This is a genomic window from Kribbella albertanoniae (assembly GCF_004348455.1).
GTDB classification, from domain to species: domain Bacteria; phylum Actinomycetota; class Actinomycetes; order Propionibacteriales; family Kribbellaceae; genus Kribbella; species Kribbella albertanoniae.
In genome coordinates this window covers 1-21,267 of record NZ_SMKA01000051.1, presented here as the reverse complement: position 1 = coordinate 21,267, position 21,267 = coordinate 1, and the positions used below count along the sequence as shown (strand labels likewise).

24 protein-coding genes, 1 tRNA gene and 1 pseudogene are annotated in these 21,267 nt (G+C 67.0%); 17 read left to right on the top strand and 9 right to left on the bottom strand.

The genetic code is table 11. The features are described from left to right. Positions 1-73: 73 nt before the first annotated feature. The 9 genes and pseudogenes from E1261_RS14360 to E1261_RS14320 all read left to right on the top strand — a co-directional run bounded on the left by E1261_RS14360 (position 74) and on the right by E1261_RS14320 (position 5,736). Positions 74-934, top strand: a complete 861-nt coding sequence (locus E1261_RS14360; protein WP_132406788.1) for an NAD(P)H-binding protein — start codon at positions 74-76, stop codon at positions 932-934. After that, positions 897-969, top strand: a tRNA-Arg gene (locus E1261_RS14355). The genes E1261_RS14360 and E1261_RS14355 overlap by 38 nt, the downstream gene beginning before the upstream one ends. A gap of 270 nt (positions 970-1,239) precedes the next feature. Further along, the gene (locus E1261_RS14350) at positions 1,240-1,587 is read left to right on the top strand and encodes a hypothetical protein (protein ID WP_132406750.1); all 348 of its coding nucleotides are present in this window, start codon (positions 1,240-1,242) and stop codon (positions 1,585-1,587) included. A gap of 126 nt (positions 1,588-1,713) precedes the next feature. Beyond that, the gene (locus tag E1261_RS14345; protein WP_132406748.1) at positions 1,714-1,974 is read left to right on the top strand and encodes a hypothetical protein; all 261 of its coding nucleotides are present in this window, start codon (positions 1,714-1,716) and stop codon (positions 1,972-1,974) included. A gap of 62 nt (positions 1,975-2,036) precedes the next feature. Continuing rightward, a complete protein-coding gene (locus tag E1261_RS14340) occupies positions 2,037-2,867 on the top strand; it encodes a hypothetical protein (RefSeq protein WP_132406746.1) in 831 nt (276 codons plus the stop codon). Between the two features lie 115 nt (positions 2,868-2,982). After that, positions 2,983-3,387: a MerR family transcriptional regulator gene (locus E1261_RS14335; RefSeq protein WP_132406744.1), complete on the top strand. Its 405-nt coding sequence runs from the start codon at positions 2,983-2,985 to the stop codon at positions 3,385-3,387. Continuing rightward, positions 3,387-4,319: an alkylmercury lyase family protein gene (locus E1261_RS14330; protein WP_132406742.1), complete on the top strand. Its 933-nt coding sequence runs from the start codon at positions 3,387-3,389 to the stop codon at positions 4,317-4,319. Before E1261_RS14335 ends, E1261_RS14330 begins: the two co-directional genes overlap by 1 nt. Positions 4,320-4,450: 131 nt before the next feature. Beyond that, a pseudogene (gene merB, locus E1261_RS14325) lies at positions 4,451-4,723 on the top strand (organomercurial lyase); the annotation flags it as partial. Next, positions 4,720-5,736 (top strand): PLL family lectin, encoded by a 1,017-nt coding sequence (locus tag E1261_RS14320; RefSeq protein WP_132406740.1) that lies wholly within the window; start codon positions 4,720-4,722, stop codon positions 5,734-5,736. The pseudogene merB and the gene E1261_RS14320, both read left to right, overlap by 4 nt. 10 nt (positions 5,737-5,746) lie before the next feature. Here E1261_RS14320 and E1261_RS14315 read toward each other — a convergent pair whose 3' ends face one another. Then, entirely contained in the window at positions 5,747-6,724 is a 978-nt protein-coding gene (locus E1261_RS14315; protein ID WP_132406738.1) for a hypothetical protein, read from the bottom strand. 56 nt (positions 6,725-6,780) lie between these two features. Next, positions 6,781-7,107, bottom strand: coding sequence for a hypothetical protein (locus E1261_RS14310; protein ID WP_202874686.1), 327 nt, complete (start codon positions 7,105-7,107; stop codon positions 6,781-6,783). Between the two features lie 90 nt (positions 7,108-7,197). On the opposite strand from E1261_RS14310, the gene smpB reads away from it, so the two are divergent. Then, positions 7,198-7,677 (top strand): SsrA-binding protein SmpB, encoded by a 480-nt coding sequence (gene smpB / locus E1261_RS14305; protein WP_132406736.1) that lies wholly within the window; start codon positions 7,198-7,200, stop codon positions 7,675-7,677. A 58-nt stretch (positions 7,678-7,735) separates the two neighbouring features. On the opposite strand, the gene E1261_RS14300 is transcribed toward smpB, so the two are convergent. After that, positions 7,736-7,999 (bottom strand): hypothetical protein, encoded by a 264-nt coding sequence (locus E1261_RS14300; RefSeq protein WP_132406734.1) that lies wholly within the window; start codon positions 7,997-7,999, stop codon positions 7,736-7,738. Between the two features lie 43 nt (positions 8,000-8,042). Then, positions 8,043-11,030: an AfsR/SARP family transcriptional regulator gene (locus tag E1261_RS14295; RefSeq protein WP_132406732.1), complete on the bottom strand. Its 2,988-nt coding sequence runs from the start codon at positions 11,028-11,030 to the stop codon at positions 8,043-8,045. A 533-nt stretch (positions 11,031-11,563) separates the two neighbouring features. Here E1261_RS14295 and E1261_RS14290 point away from each other — a divergent pair. Continuing rightward, positions 11,564-12,031: a DUF5994 family protein gene (locus E1261_RS14290; RefSeq protein ID WP_132406730.1), complete on the top strand. Its 468-nt coding sequence runs from the start codon at positions 11,564-11,566 to the stop codon at positions 12,029-12,031. Continuing rightward, positions 12,024-12,293: a hypothetical protein gene (locus E1261_RS14285; protein ID WP_132406728.1), complete on the top strand. Its 270-nt coding sequence runs from the start codon at positions 12,024-12,026 to the stop codon at positions 12,291-12,293. The genes E1261_RS14290 and E1261_RS14285 overlap by 8 nt, the downstream gene beginning before the upstream one ends. Before the next feature lies 1 nt (position 12,294). Here the strand turns inward: E1261_RS14285 and E1261_RS14280 are convergent, their stop codons facing one another. Continuing rightward, complete coding sequence (locus E1261_RS14280; protein ID WP_132406726.1) at positions 12,295-13,326, bottom strand: hypothetical protein; 1,032 nt, start codon at positions 13,324-13,326, stop codon at positions 12,295-12,297. A 79-nt stretch (positions 13,327-13,405) separates the two neighbouring features. On the opposite strand from E1261_RS14280, the gene E1261_RS14275 reads away from it, so the two are divergent. The 5 genes from E1261_RS14275 (at position 13,406) to E1261_RS14255 (ending at position 17,134) form a co-directional block, all read left to right on the top strand. Continuing rightward, positions 13,406-14,332, top strand: coding sequence for an NAD-dependent epimerase/dehydratase family protein (locus E1261_RS14275; protein ID WP_132406724.1), 927 nt, complete (start codon positions 13,406-13,408; stop codon positions 14,330-14,332). A gap of 60 nt (positions 14,333-14,392) precedes the next feature. Next, positions 14,393-15,115, top strand: coding sequence for an LmeA family phospholipid-binding protein (locus E1261_RS14270; protein WP_132406722.1), 723 nt, complete (start codon positions 14,393-14,395; stop codon positions 15,113-15,115). A 133-nt stretch (positions 15,116-15,248) separates the two neighbouring features. Beyond that, positions 15,249-15,920, top strand: coding sequence for a PadR family transcriptional regulator (locus E1261_RS14265; RefSeq protein ID WP_132406720.1), 672 nt, complete (start codon positions 15,249-15,251; stop codon positions 15,918-15,920). Beyond that, positions 15,917-16,435, top strand: coding sequence for a DUF1707 SHOCT-like domain-containing protein (locus tag E1261_RS14260; RefSeq protein WP_132406718.1), 519 nt, complete (start codon positions 15,917-15,919; stop codon positions 16,433-16,435). Before E1261_RS14265 ends, E1261_RS14260 begins: the two co-directional genes overlap by 4 nt. Positions 16,436-16,501: 66 nt before the next feature. After that, entirely contained in the window at positions 16,502-17,134 is a 633-nt protein-coding gene (locus E1261_RS14255; RefSeq protein ID WP_132406716.1) for a dihydrofolate reductase family protein, read from the top strand. Here E1261_RS14255 and E1261_RS14250 read toward each other — a convergent pair. From E1261_RS14250 to E1261_RS14235, 4 genes are all read right to left on the bottom strand, one after another. Beyond that, positions 17,131-18,180, bottom strand: coding sequence for a lipoate-protein ligase LplAB (locus tag E1261_RS14250; protein WP_132406786.1), 1,050 nt, complete (start codon positions 18,178-18,180; stop codon positions 17,131-17,133). The genes E1261_RS14255 and E1261_RS14250 overlap by 4 nt on opposite strands. A gap of 36 nt (positions 18,181-18,216) precedes the next feature. Next, positions 18,217-18,798 (bottom strand): adenylate kinase, encoded by a 582-nt coding sequence (locus tag E1261_RS14245; protein WP_272948578.1) that lies wholly within the window; start codon positions 18,796-18,798, stop codon positions 18,217-18,219. 103 nt (positions 18,799-18,901) lie between these two features. Further along, the gene (locus E1261_RS14240) at positions 18,902-19,264 is read right to left on the bottom strand and encodes a YciI family protein (RefSeq protein ID WP_132406714.1); all 363 of its coding nucleotides are present in this window, start codon (positions 19,262-19,264) and stop codon (positions 18,902-18,904) included. Continuing rightward, positions 19,261-20,154 carry a hypothetical protein gene (locus tag E1261_RS14235; protein ID WP_132406712.1) on the bottom strand — a complete coding sequence of 298 codons (894 nt, stop codon included), beginning with the start codon at positions 20,152-20,154 and terminating at the stop codon, positions 19,261-19,263. The genes E1261_RS14240 and E1261_RS14235 overlap by 4 nt, the downstream gene beginning before the upstream one ends. Between the last annotated feature and the right edge of the window lie 1,113 nt (positions 20,155-21,267).

Here is a 21,267-nt window from a genome sequence, read left to right as displayed (position 1 = left end):
ACGAGTGATCGGACGTCGAGTATCTCCAGGGTAGTTACTGATGAGAACCAACCTGTGAGGACGGCAACTTTCTATGATCATGGTGACCGGAGCAAGCGGACAGCTCGCATCACTCACGCTGGCACAGCTGGCTGAGCGAGGAACTCCAGCCGTCGGAGGCACTCGCACCCCGGCAGACGGACAGCGCCTCCTCGACTTCGACGATCCCGCCACCCTCGACCTGGCCGGCATCACGACCCTGGTCCTCGTCTCGGCCGGGTACGCCGAGGACGACCTGGTCATTGCGCGGCATCAGGCTGTACTCGAAGCCGCGATCCGGGACGGCGTGAGTCACGTGATCTACACCAGCCTCACCGGCGCCGGGGATCATCTCGCGTTCGCGCTCGCCCACCGAGCCACCGAGCAGCTGATCAAGACCAGCGGCCTCCCCTGGACCATCCTCCGCAACGGCCTGTACGCCGAACTGTTCGGCGCCCTGATCGCCTGGAGCCCCGACGGCCTGGAATCGGCCTTCGGCTCCGGCCGCCTCTCCGCAGTCGCGCGAACGGACCTGGCCGAGGTGACAGCCACCATCGCCCAGGCCCCCGACGTACATGCCAACACCACCTACGACCTGGTCGGCGACCCAATCAGCGCCGACGACGTCGCCACCCGGCTAGGAGTCACCCACCGAACACTCGGCCTGGCCGAGTACCGCTCCCGACTGCTCTCCGACGCGACCCTGCTGCCGTTCCAGCCCGCAATGCTGACCTCGATCGCCACCACCACCCGCCACGGCTTCCTCAACACCTCCAGCCCCGACCTAACCTCGCTCCTGAACCGACCACCCACAGACCCAATCACCATCGCCGCCCACACCGCCAAAGCACTCTCCGCTAAGCTGTCCCCCGCAGTGCGCCCCCATAGCTCAGGGGATAGAGCGTCGGTTTCCTAAACCGTGCGTCGCAGGTTCGAATCCTGCTGGGGGCACCGAAAAGGGCCCTGACCTGCACACAAGCAGATCAGGGCCTTGGCCGTTCTGGGCCGGTTACCGGTAATGGATTTATGACCGGCTAGAGCGCGTCCGCGGCACGAGCGTTACCGCGTCCCATCTGCCGCTGGAACGACGGGCTCGGCATACGCTCGAAACACATCACGGTTTCCCGACGAGTGGGAGTACGGGCGGAGTACGGGCAGCGACGTGTGCCGGCTGGGTTCTACGGTGCTGTGCAGTAGCCCCCCTCTGAGAGGAAAGTCAGGATGTTCCGCGTCGTTCGTTCCACCCTGCTTGCTGCCGCGCTCGTCATGGGGGCGCTCGTCCCCACCGTCGGGAACACTGCTCCCGCGGCGGCGGCCGTGCAGAACAAGGCCTACCTCAAGCTGGTTTTCAACTGTGGGCGCGTGGGAGATGTGTCGGTGACCATCGAGGGCCCCGGCGTCCGGTCCGGCGCCCGTGACAAGATCGGCACCTACTACTTCCAGGGCCGAGGCGGCATCTACATCGTGAAGCGACTCTCGAACGGCCGGATCGCCCCGAAGACGGCATACCTCTCGGTGCGCGCGGGCACCACCCGGACTGTGTTGGTGTGCAACTCCAACTGGGCGTGAGCCTGCCGCCAGGCCGTCCCAGGCGGCCAGAGCACAGGCGACAACTCTGCTATAGAAAACCTCTAGCCGACTAGGGTACTTTGGTACTTGACCACCTTAGCTAGGGTCAAGACAGGGGATGCTGAGATGGCTAACGCACCGATCAAGGTCGATCCACGCACAGACCAGCTGATCACTCAGACAGCGCACTTCCTCGGCACATCCAAGAAGGATGTCGTCGACGTAGCAGTTCGCGAGTACATCGAGAACCATCGCGAGCAGATCCACCGCGGTGTGCTCGACGCACTCGGACAGCTTGACGGCACTACCGCAAGCTCTGTTCGCCTGCTCGCGAACTTGACGCCCGGCGAGCTTGCCGACATCGGCGGAGTCGATGAGCCAAACTAGCTGAATCATGCTCTGGGGGGAGACCACATGCAGCGAGACTCAGCTATGAAGGCACCACTGCGATGACAGTCAGCGAGAGCGGCGGTGTGCGCCCGACGAAGAAATGCCTGTCCGAGATCGGCATGGCATTTCCAGTGGTGAACCAGCCACTGCTTCCCATCAGTCACCCACTCATCGAGAAGGCTCAACGGCTACCGGCCGAAGCTGAGGCTGGCGGCGCCGAGCCGATACTTGCCTTGAACGATCGAGCTTGGTTCAAGGTGAAGATCGCGGTGCACCGTGGGGCGGCGACGAAGCTCAAGCCGGAAGACACCGAGGATCCAAAGCTTCTGCAGCAAGAGAACGCGTGGTGGTGGATCTGCGCGGCCGGCGAGAGGAAGGCAGACAGCAAGTCTGACTTCTACAAAGCGATCGAGGCCGAGGCTAGCCGCGCCCACAAGAAGATCGCGGCCGAGACAGGCGGCGGCGCTGATGCCAAGAAGGTGAGTACTCAGCACCTGCTGCCGCAGGAGATCGACTACAAACGACTGCGCGGCGAAATCGCCTTCCAGGTGTCGGATGGTATCCGGCGCCTGACCCGCCGGTTGATCTACATGTCATTGACGAGCGGCAACATCGTGACCGCAGAGCTCACTGGACATCTGCTGAAAGCCTGCGTGCGAGCAGCGGACCAAGAGGCCTACCTCGCGATTGTCGCCGAGGGCTTCATCGATCCCAATATCCTCGCAGTGGTCCTGGATTCGGTACCGGATGTGTCCGCCGAGGATTGGCAGGTCGAACCGGGCGGGGCGATGGGCGTAACACCCGCCTACGGCCAGATCGTCTACTCCACTGTCATTCCACCTTCATCGCAGGCGAAGATCATCGCGCTCTTCGGCGACGAAGAAAGCTAGCCTCAGCCCTCATCGAGTCCCATGGACACAGGACACAGGCACACACCGAAGGCCGTTGGAGACCGGCTGCGCAGGGCTTGACTCTGTAGCTGGGTCCAGGGTTCAGCATGGAGGTATGCGAACCAGCGAGCTGGCCGGCCAGGCCGGAGTGAACACGGAGACGCTGCGCTACTACGAGCGCCGCGGGTTGCTCACCGAGCCGCCCCGCACATCGGGCGGCTACCGCGACTACCCGTCCGCGGCGGTGGAGCTGCTGCGGCTCATCAAACGCGCCCAGGAGCTCGGCTTCACCCTCGACGAGGTCGATGAACTGCTGCATCTGGACACCGGCGGACCCGACAGCTGCGACGCTGCCCGGTCACTGGCCGAACATCGCCGCGCCGACCTCGCGGACCGGATCCGCGACCTACAACGCATGCATGACTCGCTCGCCGAGCTGGTCGTGACCTGTGACCTGCCCCGCGCCGACCGCAGATGCGCGCTGCTCGATGCCCTCGACCACCGCCCGGAGGCGACCTGATGAACCTCGAGGTCCTGCACGTCCCCGACTGCCCGAATCTCGCACCCATGCTCGAACGGCTCGCCGAGGTCACCGACCTGCCCGTAGACACCCGCCTCATCGACAACGACGCCGACGCCGCCCATTTCGGGATGGCCGGCTCGCCGACCTTGCTGGTCGACGGCATCGACCCGTTCACCGCGCCTGGTACCTGCGAATGCGGGGTCTCGTGCCGCCTCTACCGCGACGAGACCGGCCGGATCGTTCCCGCGCCCTCGGCCGAGCAGTTGCGTGACGCACTCGCCGCAGCCGGCCGGCCGAAGGAGCCCGGTGAGGTCCTGAGTGCGTGGCGGACCCGCGCCCAACCTCTGGATCCTGTCGAGACGACAGTTCACCAAGCCATCCTGCACGCCTTCGCTGCCAGCGGGCAGCCTCCTGCGGCTGGAGACCTCGATCCGGCCACGGCCGGCAGCGGCCGCACGACGCGTGAGGTACTGCAGGCGTTGCATGACGCCGACGCGATCCGGCTGGCCCTGGACGGGCAGATCGCGCTCGCATACCCGTTCTCGGCGACGCCCACCAGGCACCGGGTCCGGATCGACGATCAGATCGACGTCTACGCGATGTGCGCGATCGATGCCCTCGGCATCGGTGCCATGGTCGGCCGCGACACAAGAATCGAATCGGTCGACGTCACGACCGGCCAGCCGATCACCGTCACCACGACTGCCGGGAACAGCAGGTGGAAACCCGAGGGCGCGGTGGTGTTCATCGGCGCCACCGCCGGCGGCGGCCCCTCGGCCGACTGCTGCTGCGACTACCTGAACTTCTTCATCGACCCCGCCGCGGCCGAAGCCTGGACCACCGGCCACCCCGACGTCCCCGGGCAGATCCTCAATCCGCCCGAAGCCGAGAAGCTCGGGGCCCGCCTCTTCGGGCACCTCCTCACATGAGCCACCCAGCCGTCACTGCCATCGCTGTCCGGGCACGATCTTTCCCGACAGGAGAAACACTGTGACCACCAGCGTTGAGATCGAGCGCCTAGTAATACTCATGCAGGCTCAATTCAGGCTGCCCGACCCCGCACCGGTTTACCTTCGACGGCCGCAGCGTCTACGCGTTCTGCGCCAGCGACACCTTCGAGTTCCCGGTCATCCTCGGCAAACCCGGCCTGGTCGAATCCAGCTGCCCGGCCACCGGCCAACCGATCCGTGTCGAACTCACTCCCAACCCAACCCCACAAGCCAGGTGGATTCGGCTGGAGTGGTACGGGCGGAGTACGGGCAGTGGTGTGGCGGGGCCAGTCAGCAGACTGCATTGGTCCGCACCCTCGCTCGAGTACCAAGGAACTACATGACCTCGCTCAACCGCCGGCAGTTCAACCGGGCGCTTGTCGCCGTCCCCGCCGCCACTCTGGTCGGCACGGGCGTCGGCGTACTCGCCTCACGCGGGGCGTCGGCCGCGCCTGCCGACTGGAACGCGCATCTTCTTGCGGGCGTGCCGGGCAACCCCGGCCTCAAGCACCAAACGAGGGCTGGAGATGGCACCTGGCAGCCGAGCTGGGAGGAGGCCAGCACTCCTGACGCCGCGCTGTTCAGCCTCTCCTGCGCCGGGATATCCAAGGACCTCCACGTGGTCGCATCCGTCGACGGCAATACTGTGAGCCACTGCGCCAGGCGCGGTTCCGACGGTTCCTGGACGGCGTTCAGGCCCATCCCCTTGCAATCGGGCCCCACCGGCGCGCCCGGCGTCGCGGTAGCTTCCCTCGGAAAGGCGCTGCACGTCTTCGGGTGTTCCGAGCGTGGCAAAATCCTTTACCACACCGTCCGCGACGCAGACGGGAACTGGCAGCCCAGTTGGGTGACTCTCCGAACCTTCGGGACCCTCATCAGCCAGGTCGCCACCGCCCGGGTCGGTACGACGATCGACACCGCGGTCGTCACTGATGGCAATCTCTTCCACGCCATTCGAGCCTCGGACGGAACCTGGAGCAACTGGGGCAATATCGAGAGCGCAGCCGGTCAGATCGAGAACGGCGTTCTCGAGGTGGCCTTGGCAGGAATCGGCTCGCAGCTCCACGTCGTAGCGCTGAGCAGTTCCATGGACGCCTACCACGCCATCCGCCGAGCGGACGGATCCTGGCAGCGGTTCAGGAAGGTGACCGCTTTCGCCAACTACTCGCCTTATTCCGTCAGCGCAGCCAACGTCGGCGGCGAGCTGCAGGTCGCGATCATCGACTGGGCAGACTCCCAGCAGATCCTCAGACACAACATCCGCCGTGCCGACGGCTCCTGGACCCCAGTCAGGAGCATCCCGGGCACCGGCCTGACCGGCCGCACGGGAAACCTGGCCTTGGCCGGAACCCTCTAGTCCGACGGCCCTAAGGGCTGACCCGCCTCAGGGCCATGTCGCCGTACCGCCGGGCGACCTCGCTGAATGCCTGCTTGGGGCGGTGGGTGCCGTCTTCGGTTACTGCGATGACACCGAAGCCGGCTTTGTCGAGGTCGAACTCTGGAGCATCGCGGTGCGGGAAATCGGGCATGGCGTAGGTGAAGACGAAACAGCCGTGCACGCCTTCCGCGTCGTACAGGTCGATGAGTTCGGCGAGGTAGCGGGCCTGGACGGTCTCGTCGCGCGGGTGGTCGGCTCGGATGCGGGGTGGATCGGCGAACCAGTTGACGATCTGGAAGGAGCCGGCGCCGCGGAGGTCGGCGCCGGTGAAGGCGCCGCAGCCGAACTCGGTGATCACGACGGGCTTGTCGTTGTCGCGCACCAGGGTACGGACGCGGTCCAGGTACGTCGTGTGGTTGCGGCGGCCGCGGTAGAGGCTGACGCCGACCAGGTCGAACGGCGACCAGTCGACCTGCTCCCAGCTCGCCGCACCGTAGGTGACGGGGCCGTGGAAGCGCGCCCGTGCAGTGGTCGCGGCTGCGGCGAGGAGTTTGTGGAGCCGTCGATCGATCCGGTGCCGCAGTAGACCTCGGAAACGCAGAATGAGCTTGAGGCGCAGGAACGAACGCGGTCCGGGGACGATACCTGGAGTGGTGTGGGAGAACTCGCTGCCGACGAGGAGGGTCACCCGATCCGGGTGTGCTCGGCGCAGTTCCTCGGCAACCTCGGCCACGGCGTTCAGGTGCTCGAGCAGCTGTGCCTGCGGCATTTCGGGAACATTGGGCCGGATGTAGACGCCGAGACCGACCTCGAGCGCGATGCGGGCAGCATCGATCAACTGCTCGCCGTCGCTGTCGATCAGCATCACCGTGGTGCAGTGCAGTTCCCGGGCGATGATCTCGAGGTCGCGTCGTACCTCATCGGCGTCCTCGCCGACCAGGTAGGAGATCCCGCGGATGTTCAGCATTCACTCGGCTCCTGATCTGCTCCCGCGTGGGGGCGGGAGCAGATCGAGGTGGACGGTCAGCGGCCGGTGGCTTCGCCGAACTTGTCCGTGGCCTGGTCGGTCAGGCCTTCGGTGGGAAGGTCGATGCCGGTGGCGCCGGTGACCTGGTCGCCGAAGGCGTTGGCCTGGTCCTGGGCTGCTTCTGCGTGGCCCTGGGCCTGGTCGGCCAGACCCTCGGTGGCCTGGGTGGCCTGGTCGGCGACGCCGCTGACGTCCACGCCGGTGGTTTCGGCGATTTTGTCGGTGGCGCCGGACAGGTCGATACCGGTGGCCTCGGTGACCTTGTCGGCCGCGCCGCCGAGGAGCTCGGTGGCCTTGTCCTTGAGGGAGTCGAAGATGCCCATGAGGGAGAACCCTTCAGTCATTGTTGGCTAGGAGGGAATCACCCAGCGTAACAAGAGGCTCCAAAGCCCGGATCAGGGGACAATCGTCGGGTGAAGAAGCCCGAGACCGATCCCGTGATCGCGCGCAACCGGAAGGCGGCCCACGAGTACGAGCTGGGTGAGTCCTGGGAGGCGGGGATCGTGTTACAGGGTATGGAGGTGAAGGGTCTCCGGGCCGGCCGGGCATCGCTCGTCGGCGGCTTCGCGCAGGTCGAAGACAGCGAGATCTGGCTGCACGGCGTACACATTCCGCAGTATTCGCAGGCGCGCTGGTTCGAGGGTGGTTCGCGCCGCAAGCGGAAGCTGCTGCTGCACCGCGCCCAGATCGACAAGATCGAGCGCAAGGTGAACGAGAGCGGCCTGACCATCGTCCCGGTGAAGCTGTACTTCAAGGACGGTCGCGCGAAGGTCGAGATCGCCCTCGCCCGCGGCAAGAAGACCTGGGACAAACGCCACGCCCTCGCCGAACGCGAAGCCACCCGCGAAACCGAACGCGCCCTCCACCGCCGCCTCAAAGGCCGCCCGGACTGATCGGCTGCAGAACAGGGCTCCGGACCTCAGGGCGAGGTCCGGAGCTCTGGTGATTTCGTTAGTTGCGGACCCAGAGTTCGTAGTCGTCCCAGGGGGCGGGTGAGCCGTTGAGACAGGCGTAGGCTGCGATCCAGCCGAGCCTGACTCGCTCAGCGCCGACTGCCTTGCAGTCGTTCAGGTAGGTGTAGTACTCGCCGGTGAAGTAGTAGTCACCACTCACCGCGGCGGGCGCGGAGGCGGCGACTGCTTGTACGGGGGCGGTGATCAGTGCGGCTGTTGCGGCTACGCCGGCCAGAGCGATCGCCAGTTTTCTCTTCTGCATGAAGCCTCCTTGTCGTTTCGGACGACTCTAGGAAGCGAACGGGTCACCGGCCTAGTCCGGAAAGGAGGCCTTCGGCTGTGGCTTGATGACGGTGGAATCCGGAGGTGCGGGCGGCCTGGAGGGCTTCGGTGGCCAGGGCTTGGGCTGTGGTCGGACGGGCGGTGGCCTGGTGGGTGGCTGCCAGGCCGAGGAGGGCTTCGAGTTCGGTGTAGGTGATGCGGTTGGTGCGCGCGGACTGGAGGCCGAGGGTGAAGTAGTGCTCGGCCTGGGTGTGGTCGCCTTGGTGGAGGTGGACGGCGGCGAGCATGGTGAGGGTGGCGGTTTCGGCGCGGGGGTTGGCAATGGCTTGGGCGATGGCCAGAGCGTCCTCGGCGAAGGTGAAGGCCTCGGCGACGTCGTTGCGGTCCAGGTGGATCGCGGCCAGGGTCTCCAGGGCGCTCGCTTCGCCGGCGCGGTTGCCGGTTTCGCGATGCAGGGCAAGACCGGCAGCCGCGCAGGACTGAGCCTCGTCGAGATTGCCCAGGTGGCGATGCGCAGTGGCCAGGGAGTTGAGGCTGAAGGCTTGCTCGGGCGGTGAGGCCTGCGACCCGAGAACCCGCGTGTGCTCTTGTACGGCGTCCTCCATCCTTCCCATCTCCACGTGCAGCGCACCCAGGTTGGCGCGGATGGTGGTCTCGGCAAACTCGTTGCACTGGGCAACATCCAGGGCGGCCCGGAGGCGGTCGTAGGCCTGGGTGAGATGACCGAGCTCGCGATGGACAGCACCCAGATTGATCAGTACGCCGACCTGACGCCGCGCGAGACCGGCCTTCGCACAAGCGGCAACCACCTGCTCGTACTGCCGGATCGCCAGCTCGTAGTCGCCGAGACTCCAGTAGTGATCACCAAGGCAGTGCCGGGCAGCCGCAGCAGCCTCCAGGTCATCGCCGGCTGCGGCAACCGCCGCCTCGGCGACCGTCAGCCACTCCGGATGGCAGCGGCGGGCCCAGAAGTAGCCGCGCAGCTGGTCGCACAGCCGCCAGGCAACACCGGCAGGACCGTGCTCGGCGGCGTACAGCGCGGCAGCGACCAGACTCTGCCGCTGCGCATCCAGCCAGGCGAGCGCCTCACTGCTCCCGTCGAACTCCAGTCCAGGCAGGACCTCCGCGAGCGGCTGGGTGATCCGCGCCATCCCCGACCCCATCGTGACAACGGCCGCCTCGGTGTCCTGCAGGTAGCTGCCGAACAACCGCCCCAGCGCAGCCGCACGATCCGCAACGGACTCAGCAGCGACCTTCTCCACGGCGTACCGACAGAGCAGGTCGTGCATGGCGAACTGCCCCGCGGCCCGGCGCTCGATCATGCTCGCGGACACCAGTACGTCGAGCACCGCGTCAGCCCGTTCGGGGTGCAGGTCGAGCAGCGCGGCCGCCGTACGACGGGTGAAGCCGTTGCCGGGGACTAGTCCGAGCAGCCGGAACAGCCTTTGTGCCAACGGATTCAGCGGCTCGTAAGACGAGTCGAAGACAGCCCGGACCGCACTCGGCTCGTCGTCGACGGCGAGCATGTCGAGGGTCTGCACACTGGCCAAGTCAGCGACACAGTCCGCGATCGAGCCGTCCATCCCGGCGACCCGAGCGGCCGCCAGTCGCAGTGCCAGCGGAAGGTGTGCACACACCGCACCGAGCTGCGCGACCGCGGCTGGTTCAGCTTCAGCGCGATCTGCGCCGAGAAGCCGAATCAGCAACTGCTGGGTGTCGTCGGATGTGAGCCCACCGATCACATGCGCGCGGGCGCCATCCAGCGCAACCAGTCCGGTCAGCCGGCGGCGGCTGGTGACGATGGTGAGACAACCAGGCTCCCCCGGCAGCAACGGACGGACCTGCTCAGCAGAACCCGCGTTGTCCAGGATCACCAGCACCCGACGCCCAGCGAGCTTCGAGCGGTAGCTCGCCGTCGCCGCCGGTACGTCGGTAGGAATCCGTTCACTCGGTACGCCGAGCGCGCGGAGGAACGACGTCAGTACCTCGATCGGAGTCGCCGGATCCTGCGTGCCATGCCCGTGCAGATCGACGTACAGCTGCCCGTCGGGGAACCGGTCCGCCACCCGATGCGCCCAGTGCACGGCCAGTGCGGTCTTGCCCATCCCGGCGGTGCCGACCAGCGCCATCACGGTCATCGTCTCCGCAGCACCCTGCGACTCGAGCCACGCCAGCTCGTCGGCACGACCAGTGAACGCCCAGACGGTCGGCGGCAGTTGTCGCGGCGGTGTCCACGAACTGACGGCCACCGGCGCAGTGACGGCGTACTCGAGCTTCGGATCAGAGCGCAGTACCTGCTGATGTAGTGCACGCAGCGCAGCACCCGGTTCGATCCCCAGGTGCTCGTCCAGCAGCCGGTGCACCTCCTGGTACGCCGCCAACGCCTCGGACTGCCGGCCGGACCGGTACAGCGCGAGGATCCGCTGCCCCCAGAGCCGCTCGCGGAACTCGTGCCGCGAGGTCAGCACAGCAAGCTCGTCAGCGAGCGTGCCGTGCTGCCCGAGCTCGAGCCGGCCATCGATGCATTCCTCCACTGCAGTCAGTCGCAGATCCTCCAGCCGGGCGATATCCGGCCGTACGGCGTCCGGCACCGGCAGCCCGTCCATCACCGGCCCTCGCCAGTACCCGGCGGCCTGCGTCAGCCGCTCCACCGCGAGCGCATGCTGCCCTTCGGCCTGCGCCCGCCGCCCCTGCTCGACCAGCCGCTCGAACGACAGCAGGTCGATCGCATCGGCATCAGCGGTCAGCAGATACCCACCGGGACGCGTTTCGAGGACCAGTCCGGCCTGCATGAGTCGCCGCAGGTTCGACACGTACGACGTCAGGTTGGCCGGCGCGGATCGCGGTGGATCGCCCTCCCACAGCCCGGCCAGGATCGCGTCCTTCGACACCAGCGTGTTGACTCGCAGCGCCAGCATCCCGAGCAGCACTCGCTCCTTGACGCGCCCCAGCGCCTGCGGCCGGTCGTCCAGGTCCCGGACCTCCAGCGGTCCGAGCACTCGCAGTCGCATCTGGCCCCCAGCCGTCGCCACCGGTCGGTCTGTGCGAGCAGGTGTAGCACAGATGACAGCAGCGCCGGGAGTGGTTGCCAGAAACAACCACTCCCGTAAGTAACCAGAATGCTAGTGGCCCGAGTTCGAAGTTGCTTGGCAGTAGGCGGTGTTCAGGTGCGTGCATCGTGGTGGCGGAGAAGCAGCCTCGATGCTCTTTATCGTGGCTGTTTCTCCGGTGCCGCGAGGTGCGTGCCTGGGCGCCGCCTACGTCAAGGAACTTCGGACTCGGGCCACTAGGACTACCAGGTAGCGGCCGGCATCGTCAGTCATCTCCCCAGGTCTCGACGGACTTCGGTCGTTCCCAACCTGCCGGGGGCCGCCATACCCGCCGTACACAAACTCGTGTAGGCACGCGGGCGGGGAGTGCGGGTGTGACGTAGGGCGTAAGGTGGGGGTATCCGGAGTCGACGACATCCACCTTGCGGTGCCGGTTGTTCCGGCCACCCCGAGGGATGCGCCATGAAGGTTCGGTTCGAGTCCAGGTCCGCGTCGTGAGCGGGTTTCAGTCGGTATCGCGAGTGGCGGGTTTCGAGCAGGAGCCGACCACGCCGCGGGTGCGGCTGCGCGAGGCTGCGAACCGTGACCTCCCGCTGAACGGCGCCTGGTGGCCGCGGTCGGACGATCCGGTGACAGAGCTGCCGGGGCTGATCATGGCGCTGGACGAGCTCGGCGACGGCATCGTCACGCGGTTGCTGCTGCACCGGCCGTCGTGGAGTGCGCACCCGGCGCGGCTAACGGTGAACGGGCGCGTCGTCACCATGGGGTACTTCACGACCCAGCCGCTGAACCTGCTGATCGCCATGCGCGACTCCTACGGCTGGCGGCTCGATCTGCTGACCATCCCGCCCGGCACGCCGGAGGATGTCGCCGAGCAGGCGATGGTCCAGGCCAGTGCGGACGACAACGACGTACCCGCGCAGTTCGTCCTCTCTGGGATCGAGGCAGCGAGCAGTGAGTGACCTCCGCGGCGCTGATCTGGGCGATGCCTGCCGTCGGTCGAACGCGGACCACGACCTTTCCCACCTGTACGCCGCTGTCGTGTCGGCGCGCGTGGCTGAGCGGCTAGGCCGTGGCGCACGGCCGCCGGGTGGCGGCCTGCGCAGCAACGGGGACCGGCTCATGACAGCGCTGGTCGCCTACGAGGAGGCCCTGGAGCGCTACGGACTGCCTGTCCCGCCCGCGATTCGCGACGAGCTCCGACTGCGCCGCGCACTGCCGTAGGTCAACCACCGCTACGGGGTTTCGGGCCGCTGGAGCGCAGCGTGCCCAAGCGCGACAGCGCGTCGAACCAGAAGCGGGCGCCCGGCAGCGTGGCAAGAGCCATCAGGAGCCAGCCCAGCAGTGTGAGCAGGACGGCTCCCGCGCTCCCCATCCCGTGGCGCTCGAACCAGTTGCACGAGGCGTCCGGCAGTGAACAGGTCGCAGTGACACCCCACCCGATCGGTAGACCGGACGCACGGGCGTCACGGATCTGCTGACGCAGGTCGTCCAGACACTCCGCTGGCGTGCCTGCGCAGTTGGAGCTGACAGTGGCTTGGGCGACGACAGCGCCGCGCAGCGCCTCGTCGGTGTAGAGCGAGCGGGTCAGCTCGACGACGTTGACGTTGAAAACGACGACAACGATCGACGCGAGCGCCAGCGAGATCCACCGCACGTGCCGCTTGTACCAGCCGGAGACGCGCGCCATGTGATCGTCGTACCACTCCTCGATGCCGGCGCGGAACTTCGCCACATCCTCGCCCGCCTCGGCGAGCAGACCGAGCAGCGGTTGTTTCAACGGGTTCGAGGCGTCGAGTGCATCGACCTTCGCCCGCACCTCGGTGATCGTCGTAGTGCCGGTGGAGTCCGGGACGAGCACCCCGACCAAGGCGCGCGCGAACGAACGACCCGAGACGTACGACGGGAGACTCCGCCGGTCCTTGACACTCAGCTTCGCGTTCCCCGCGTTCGCCGGCGCCGCACCTTTGTCGGCCGACCGCGAGACCATCGGCTGCTCGACGATCCGCGTCACCATCGGCTGCACCGGCTCACCCGGTTTGAGCTCGGGCGCTTGCGACGTACGGCGAACCAGATCCGGCAACCGCAGCGCGAAATCACTCTTCCCGTCGACCAGCGACCGGATGCCACGCAGTAGGTACTCACCGCGCAACCCGATGTAGCGCGCGACCGCCTCGGTCAGCACGGAGACCAGTACGGAGAAGGCCGCGAACGCGAAGACGAGTCCGATGACGGTCTGCAGAATCAAGCTGTCCATGGCGGTCCTCACATCAGACGAAGGTCAATTGACGCACAGTGATCAGCCGCTCCACAACAGCGCACAGTAGGTTGGGGCCATGGCGTTACAGGTGGTTGTGGGGCAGGGTCCTGTTGGTACGGCGGTCGCGCGGTTGCTGGTGCAGCGCGGAGATCACGTGAAGCTCATCAGTAGGCGTGGCGGCGCTCCGGACGGCATCGAGGGCGTGGCGGCCGATGCAACGAACGGCGACGAATTGGCGCGGATCGCCGAGGGCGCCGCGACGATCTATTCGTGCGCAGGACCGCCGTACCCGCAGTGGGCCACTGACTGGCCGCCGCTAGGTGCCGGGCTGGTGCGAGCGGCCGAGCTCAGCAAGGCCCTGCTGGTGACAACCGGGAACCTCTATGGGTACGGCGAAGTCGACGGCCCGATCCGCGAGGACCTGCCGCTAAAACCGAACTCGGTCAAAGGTCAGGTCCGCACGCAGGTGTGGACCGACGCACTCAAAGCACACGAGGCCGGACGAATCCGGACCGCCGAAGTCCGCGGTTCGGACTATCTCGGCGCAGGCGCGATGTCGCCGTACAGCGTGCTTGTGTTGCCCAAACTCCTTGCAGGTAAGGCGGCTTCGATCCCCGCCGACCTCGACGCACCGCACAGCTGGACGTACGTCGGCGATGTCGCGCGGACGCTGATTGCCGTCGCCGACGACGACACCAAGTGGGGTCGCGCCTGGCACGTACCCAGCCCGGAACCACTGTCGGTGCGCGCACTCGCGACCCTGACCGCGGAACTCGCCGGTACGGCGCCGGCCCGGATCTCGTCGATGCCGTCGTTCGTACTGCGGCTGGGCGGACTCTTCAACTCGACCGCCCGCGCATCGATCGAGACGCAGTACCAATGGCGCCGTCCGTTCACCGTCGACAGCACTCCGGCAATGGTTGCCTTCGGCATCGAACCGGTCCCCGTGGCGGACGCCGTACGGGAGATGATCGAACTGAATCGCTCTACCGGGCGTCAGTAGTTGGAGGCACACCCTAAGCTGTGCGGGTTCGACGGGGATACCGAAGCCGGAAGGGCTGGGATGAGTTCGAGGAAACCACGTCGCTGGGTGCGGCGGCTGGTGGTCACGCTGATCGTGCTTGCGGTGCTCGCGGTTGCGGCCGACCGGGCCGCCGCCTGGGCCGCCGAGAACCGGCTGGCCTCGATGGCCGAGCAGCAGGCGGCGCGCTACGACCTGACCGCTCAGGACACCTCCGTCCAGATCGGCGGGTTCGGATTCCTGCCGCAGGTGGCGAAGGAGGAGTTCAAGTCGGTCACGATGACGATGACGAAACCGACCTTCTCCGAGGTGCCGGGCGAGAACCTCGAGGTGAAGATGACCGGCGTCCACGTCCCGCGGGCCGTGATCACCGGCGGCAGCGGCGCGTCGGTCACCGTCGACAACACCGACATCCGGCTGGCGCTCTCGCCGGCCGAGGTCGCGAAGCTCGCCGCCCGCGGCACCGGGCTCAGCGGACTCAAGCTGGAGGCTGTCGACGGCAAACTGCGGGCCAAACTGTCGGTGGGTGAGTTCGCCGTCGACGTCGCCGTCACCCCGACCGCGAAGAACGGCCGGGTCGCGCTGGCCGTCGACGAGATCTCCAGCGACGTGCCGGCGGTCGCCCGCGACCTGCTGAAGTCCCGGCTGGCCCGTGGGATCTCGCTGCCGAAGCTCCCGTACGACGCCACCCTCAAGGAGGTCGCCGTCGAGGGCGGCAACGTCATCCTGATCGCGACGGCGGCCAACCTGAAGCTGAGCACCTGACCGCACCTGCCCCAACTGAACGCCCACCGACCCCTAAGGGTTCGGTGGGTGTTTTTCATCCCTCAGAGGGGTTGGGTACCGATCGTTCGCGATATATCGTCGAAGTATCGGAGCTGAAGGATGGTGGATCGGAATGACGGGATCGGCGTACGCGGCCGGCTGGCCCTGGGCCCGCGCGGAGCGCAACTGTGACGACTTCTTCGAGAATCTCAAACGCGACCTGCACACCGCGATGGGCGGGCATCGCGGACATCGCGGACATCAGGGGTTCGGCGGTGGACCGTGGGCGATGTTCGGCGGACCACAGTTCGGGCCGCCGCCGTGGGGAGCGGGTCCGCGCGGACCCAAGGCCCGGCGGGGCGACGTGCGGGCCGCGATCCTCGCCGTACTGGCTGAGCAGCCGATGAACGGCTATCAGATCATCCAGGAGATCGCCGAGCGCAGCGGCGGCGCGTGGAAGCCGAGCCCCGGCTCGATCTACCCGACGCTGCAGCAGCTCGAGGACGAGGGCCTGGTGGCGGCCGACGCCGAGACCGGGCGGCGGACGTTCACCCTGACCGACGAGGGCCGGGCGTACGTCGCCGAGCACGCCGACGAGGTCGCGGCGCCGTGGGAGGCGATGAGCGCGCCCACGGAGTCCGACGACAACGGGCTGAAGCCGATGCTCGGTCAGGTGGCCGCGGCGATGTGGCAGATCGTCTCGACCGGCACGCCGGAGCAGCAGGCACAGGCCAAGGATGCGGTGGCTGAGCTGCGCCGGAAGCTCTACGGCATCCTCGCCGACGACAACAACGATCGAACATGAGCACACCACAATGGCAAGGCCCTGAGTGGTACGACGCAGCCGCGCGGAACCGGCCGCTGCGATCAGTGCGGTCGGCTCGGCAGGACCGGGACGACCGCGGTAGCCGGGCGGCGCGCCGCGCGGTCCGGATCGGGGACTCGGAGCGGGACCGCGCGGTGGAGTTGCTCGGTGAGCACTTCGTGGCCGGCCGGCTGACGCAGGACGAGTTCGAGGAGCGCAGCGAGACTGCGACCCGAGCCCGGTACGCCGATGAGCTGGAGCCGCTCTTCGAAGATCTGCCGGTGTCGGGTGAGTTGCAGGTGGCTCGTGCGCGCCACCCACAACAGTTCGCGATGCCGTCGCCGCTCTTCCTCGTGCTGCCGTTCCTGATGGTCGGCCTGGTCGTCACCGCGGTCACGCTGACCGCGCCCTGGCTGTTGTGGGGCGTGTTCTGGGTCGTGATCTTCAGCGGCATGCACCGCCGGCGTCACTTCCGCGGTCCCTTCCGCGGTCCGGGAAGAAACTTTTCCAGTTGATGTCAAAGCGCTCGTGACTGCTCCGACCGAGGGGTGTAAGCAAGAAACCCTCGGAAGGAGCAGGTCATGGGCAAGGTACGAGTAGCCAACTTCACGGTCAGCATCGACGGATTCTCGTCCGGGCTGGACCAGCGGATGGACGAGCCGTTCGGCGACAACAGCGAAGGACTGCACGCCTGGTACGAATCCGCGATGGAGGAGCGGGACAGCGGCCGTGGTGGCCCCGGAGCCGACCAGCTGCGACGGTTCCACGACCGGGCCGGAGCGACGATCATGGGCCGGAACATGTTCAGTCCGCACCGCGGTCCGTGGGCGGACGAGTCCTGGACGGGCTGGTGGGGCGACAACCCGCCGTACCATCACGACACGTTCGTCCTCACGCACCACGATCGTCCGTCGGTGACGATGGAGGGCGGTACGACGTTCCACTTCACCAGCGAGCCGATCGACGTCGTACTCGATCGGGCGAAGGCGGCGGCCGGCGACCAGGACATCATCATCGGCGGCGGCGCGTCGACCGTTCGCCAGTACCTGCTGGCCGGTCTCATCGATGAGCTCGACCTCGGCGTCTCACCGATCCTGATCGGCCAGGGCGAGCGTCTGCTGACCGACGACGTCGCGGCCGCGCTGCGCGAGTTCCGGGTGGTCAAGAGTTACCCGATCGGGAACGCAACTTTCTACAACCTCAGCAGGAGCTAGGGCACGCGGTTGAGCCACTCCTCGGTGCCGAACTTCGTTCCTACCAAGGCCTCGGCGCGGGCAACGGTGCCCGCGTCGATCGTGCCTTGCTGCAGGCCATAGCGACTGTTGAACGAAGCAAGCATTCGGTCGATCACCTCGGTCCGTGCTAGGCCGGTCTGACTGCGCAACGGGTCGACTCGCTTGTTGGCGCTGGTCGTGCCCTTGTCCGACAGCTTCTCGCGACCGATCCGCAGTACCTGCAGCATCTTCGTCGCGTCCATGTCGTAGGCCATCGTGACGTGATGCAGTACGGCGCCACCCGCGAACCGCTTCTGCGCAGCCCCCGCGATCTTGCCTGCGGGTGACGTGATGTCGTTGATCGGCTGGTACGTCGCCGCGATGCCGAGGTCGTTCAGCGCACCGATCACCCAGTCGTCGAGGAACGCGTACGACTCGACGAACGAGAGCCCGGACACCAGGGATTCAGGGACGTAGAGCGAGTAGGTGATCGTGTTCCCCGGTTCCACGAACATCGCGCCGCCGCCGGAGATCCGCCGTACCACCGTCACGTCGTTCTTCGCCGCGCCCTCGAGGTCGACCTCGTTGCGCACGGACTGGAAGCTTCCGATGATCACCGCATTGCGGTCCCACTCCCACACCCGCAAGGTCGGCGGCCGCTCCCCCGAGCCCACCTGCTCGGTCAGCACCTCATCCAGCGCCATCTGCAACGCAGGCTCGCGCGGCACGTCATGCACGAACTGCCACGCGTGATCGTGCCAACCAGTCGCGCCCGTCAACGCCCGCCGTACGGCAACCGCCACCGCCTCCGGCGAGAAGCCCACCATCTCAACGCCATCCCCGAGCACTCCACGCACCCGAGCCGCCACCTGCGCGGCCGGCGTCACCACTGGCAACCCGGCCAAAGCCCCGTTGATCCGCTCAAGCGCATCATCCGGCTCGAGGAAGAAGTCGCCACTCACTTGCGCACTCCGGACGTGGTCGCCGACCACCTCTAGATCCGCGACAACCAACTTCCCACCCGGCACCTTGTACTCACCATGCATACCGATCACAACCGCACGGCCGGACGGGATGTTCCGTCAGGTGGCGGGGGTGAAGGTGTAGGTGACCTGCAGGATGCGTTCGCGGACCGCCTCGACATCACCGTTGCCGTCGATCTCGTGCACGAGCCCGCGACCGCCGTACAGGGTGATGAGCGGGAGCGTCTGCTCGGCGTAGACCTCGAGGCGGCGCCGGATGACGTCCTCGGAATCGTCGGAGCGGCCCTGGATCTCGGCTCGCCGGAGCAACCGTCGTACGAGGGACTCGCGGTCGACCTGCAGCACGATGACCGCGGTCAGGTCGCGACCCTGGGTAGCGAGCAAGTCGTCCAGTACGGCGGCCTGGTCGAGAGTCCGCGGATATCCGTCCAGCAGGAAGCCGGAGCGGGCGTCCTCCTCGGCGAGCCGTTCGCGAACCATCGCATTCGTCACCTCGTCCGGGACGTAGGCCCCAGAGTCGACGTACTGCTGCGCGGTTCGGCCGAGCTCGCTGCCGGCGGCAACATGTGCCCGGAAAATGTCGCCGGTAGAGATCGCCGGGACGGCAACCTCGCCGGCCAGCATCCCGGCGTGGGTGCCCTTGCCGGCACCGGGCGGGCCCATCAGGACGACAGTCGTCACTGCGTCGCCTCCTGACTCTCGGTAAGTTTCCCTAGATTAGGGGAGCCAGGAGGTTTGCGGTACGGCGTACGTCACGTCCGCGTCGGCGCCGGAAGGGAATAAATCACATTGTTGCGCGGAGCTCGATGGTGTCCCCCGGGCCAGCGAACCGCCCGGCGATGGCCTCGGCGCGCTCCTGGGAGTCCACGTCGATCAGGAAGAACCCGGCCAGGTGCTCCTTCGCCTCCGCGTACGGCCCGTCGGTGGCGACCCGGCTGCCTCGATACAGCTTCGCGCCGTCGGCCGGGCCGAGCGCCTGCCCGGAGACGAGTTCGCCGGACTCCGAGAGCTCGGTCAGCATCTCGTCGAACTCCTTGCCCATAGCGGCCCGCTCGTCGGCCGGGATCGCCCGGCCGACCTCGGTGAAATCGATGGTCGGGTGACCCCACGGCTGCGGGTTGGAGTGGATCAGGATCACGTACTTCACGGCATCCTCCTAGGTTGTGTACCCGCGACGTCGGCGCCGCCGATCAGCCCTCGACATTCTGCGTCAAGAACTTTCGCCAGCCCCGGGACCTCAGCCGCGCGCCGCGCCACCCCGGCCAGCAGATCCGCCACCTGCACCCGCGGATCCAGCCGCGAATCAACCTGCCTCACCCCGGTCAACGGCGGCGGAGCCGGTACGACGGCCGCCGCGAGGTAGTCGGCCAATCGGGCGACGCGATGCGGGGTCAGCGCACTCTGCTCGTCGTGCACCACCCCAACCGATCGCTCCCCGGCACTCCAGAACAACGCAGTCTCGGCCAGCGCCGGTACCAGCGGTTCCAGCGGCGGCGGAATCGCCGGATCGTCCTCGATCAACCGCACCAACGTCTCCTCGACCCTCCGCCGTGAGAGCCCGTGGAGTTCCTCCGGCAGCAACCCGAAGAACCTGTCGATCGCCGCATGATCGAGCAGGCGTAGCCGCTTGGTCCGAGTCAGCACCAGGAACGAGTCCAGGAACTCGGTCCGCGACCGCAGGACGCTGACATCCAGCAATTGGGCCCGGCCGAGCTGAGTCCCGTCGCCGTACGACGGCTCCCCCAGGAACAGCTCGAGCACCCTCGTGGCGACGTACGACGTCTTGTCGATGACATGCACGTGTGCCCGCCCACCGAGCGCAGCCAGGAACCGCTTCAGGACCGGCCGCTGCTCGGGGCGGAGGAGCCGGTTCGACTTGTACTCCTTGGCGGTCCGCACCCGGATCCCGTTCAGAAGCTCAGCCGCCTCGGCCACCGTCAGGTCAACAGACGCATGCGTAATGACCGGCGCCACCGGATCGAGCAGATTGGATCCGGAGAACCCGGACTCGTCACACGCAATCTCAAGCTCAGGCATGAGCACAACAAGCTCCAACGCTGGACAACTGCACACCAGAACACCCGTCGCACCCGACAGGCGTGATCACACGGACACCCGCAGATCAGAAGGCAGCAGCAGCCTCAGCAAACATGCCCCCATCATCAACCAGCCCTCCCTTACTCACCACCCATTTCCCCCGTACGGCGGGGTCCCCGCCGACCGTTGCCGACGGTGCTCGCATCCACCTGCGGCCGAGCTGGTACGACGGGGGTCGCATCCACCTGCGGCCGAACCGGCACGGCAGGCATCGCATCCAAGCCCGGCCGAACCGGCACAGCGGATCGCCTGATCTTCCGGACTACGGCTGAGGCCGGCACATCAGGACGCCGGTTGGCCAACCCGCCGCGGTGGCGAACTTCTGCCTCCCATTTGATGGGTCAGCCCCAAGGCCGGCTAGTTAGGGCTGGCTACCACGGGTGCCCGCCGTCACAACGTCCGAAAGATCGGAGGGCCCGTCTCCGCCCCGTCGGACATTAACCACCGCCCACGACCAACGTCCGAAAAACCGGAGGGCCCGTCTCCGCCCCTTCGGACGTTAACCACGGCCATTGGCTAACCGCGACGGGCTCGGTTGACACCACCCGAGCCGCCTTAGCTAGCCGGCCTTGGGTCAGCCCACCGCGTTGTGGGTGAGCTAGCCGCATGCGGTGGGGTACACCCGCCACGCCGTGGTCAGCCCATCAAAAATGGGGACCGCGCGGTTACCGCGCATGCGGCGTACGGGCGGGTCTCGCAGTGGGCAGCGGCGCATCGATCCTGGGCTGGGGCGTTCGGTGGGCGCACCCGGCGTGGAGCTGGGGAGCATAGCCACCCGAAAACGACCGGTGGAACTCCCCAACCCTCGCCGGACGTTCACCCGTGCTGGGGCTGGGGAGCAGGACCACCCGAAAACGACCGGTGGAACTCCCCAGCGCTCGGCTCCCCGCGGCAACTGCCGATCATCGGAGTCGTACTGCCGAATAGAGGCTGTTGCAGAATCGGCGTGGCTGGTGCGTATAACCCGGTAGGTGTTCGATTATTGGGTGTGGCGAATGGGTATCGGCCGGTTGATCGTGGTCAGGGTTTCTTGTTGCCGCCGGACATGTCTGA

What these genes read in the sequence shown, in the direction of transcription:
- E1261_RS14360 (WP_132406788.1), top strand. Translation starts at nt 74, where the DNA reads ATGATCATGGTGACCGGAGCAAGCGGACAGCTCGCATCACTCACGCTG.
- E1261_RS14350 (WP_132406750.1), top strand. Translation starts at nt 1,240, where the DNA reads ATGTTCCGCGTCGTTCGTTCCACCCTGCTTGCTGCCGCGCTCGTCATG.
- E1261_RS14345 (WP_132406748.1), top strand. Translation starts at nt 1,714, where the DNA reads ATGGCTAACGCACCGATCAAGGTCGATCCACGCACAGACCAGCTGATC.
- E1261_RS14340 (WP_132406746.1), top strand. Translation starts at nt 2,037, where the DNA reads ATGACAGTCAGCGAGAGCGGCGGTGTGCGCCCGACGAAGAAATGCCTG.
- E1261_RS14335 (WP_132406744.1), top strand. Translation starts at nt 2,983, where the DNA reads ATGCGAACCAGCGAGCTGGCCGGCCAGGCCGGAGTGAACACGGAGACG.
- E1261_RS14330 (WP_132406742.1), top strand. Translation starts at nt 3,387, where the DNA reads ATGAACCTCGAGGTCCTGCACGTCCCCGACTGCCCGAATCTCGCACCC.
- E1261_RS14320 (WP_132406740.1), top strand. Translation starts at nt 4,720, where the DNA reads ATGACCTCGCTCAACCGCCGGCAGTTCAACCGGGCGCTTGTCGCCGTC.
- E1261_RS14315 (WP_132406738.1), bottom strand. Translation starts at nt 6,724, where the DNA reads ATGCTGAACATCCGCGGGATCTCCTACCTGGTCGGCGAGGACGCCGAT.
- E1261_RS14310 (WP_202874686.1), bottom strand. Translation starts at nt 7,107, where the DNA reads ATGGGCATCTTCGACTCCCTCAAGGACAAGGCCACCGAGCTCCTCGGC.
- E1261_RS14300 (WP_132406734.1), bottom strand. Translation starts at nt 7,999, where the DNA reads ATGCAGAAGAGAAAACTGGCGATCGCTCTGGCCGGCGTAGCCGCAACA.
- E1261_RS14295 (WP_132406732.1), bottom strand. Translation starts at nt 11,030, where the DNA reads ATGCGACTGCGAGTGCTCGGACCGCTGGAGGTCCGGGACCTGGACGAC.
- E1261_RS14280 (WP_132406726.1), bottom strand. Translation starts at nt 13,326, where the DNA reads ATGGACAGCTTGATTCTGCAGACCGTCATCGGACTCGTCTTCGCGTTC.
- E1261_RS14275 (WP_132406724.1), top strand. Translation starts at nt 13,406, where the DNA reads ATGGCGTTACAGGTGGTTGTGGGGCAGGGTCCTGTTGGTACGGCGGTC.
- E1261_RS14270 (WP_132406722.1), top strand. Translation starts at nt 14,393, where the DNA reads ATGAGTTCGAGGAAACCACGTCGCTGGGTGCGGCGGCTGGTGGTCACG.
- E1261_RS14265 (WP_132406720.1), top strand. Translation starts at nt 15,249, where the DNA reads ATGACGGGATCGGCGTACGCGGCCGGCTGGCCCTGGGCCCGCGCGGAG.
- E1261_RS14260 (WP_132406718.1), top strand. Translation starts at nt 15,917, where the DNA reads ATGAGCACACCACAATGGCAAGGCCCTGAGTGGTACGACGCAGCCGCG.
- E1261_RS14255 (WP_132406716.1), top strand. Translation starts at nt 16,502, where the DNA reads ATGGGCAAGGTACGAGTAGCCAACTTCACGGTCAGCATCGACGGATTC.
- E1261_RS14250 (WP_132406786.1), bottom strand. Translation starts at nt 18,180, where the DNA reads ATGCATGGTGAGTACAAGGTGCCGGGTGGGAAGTTGGTTGTCGCGGAT.
- E1261_RS14235 (WP_132406712.1), bottom strand. Translation starts at nt 20,154, where the DNA reads ATGCCTGAGCTTGAGATTGCGTGTGACGAGTCCGGGTTCTCCGGATCC.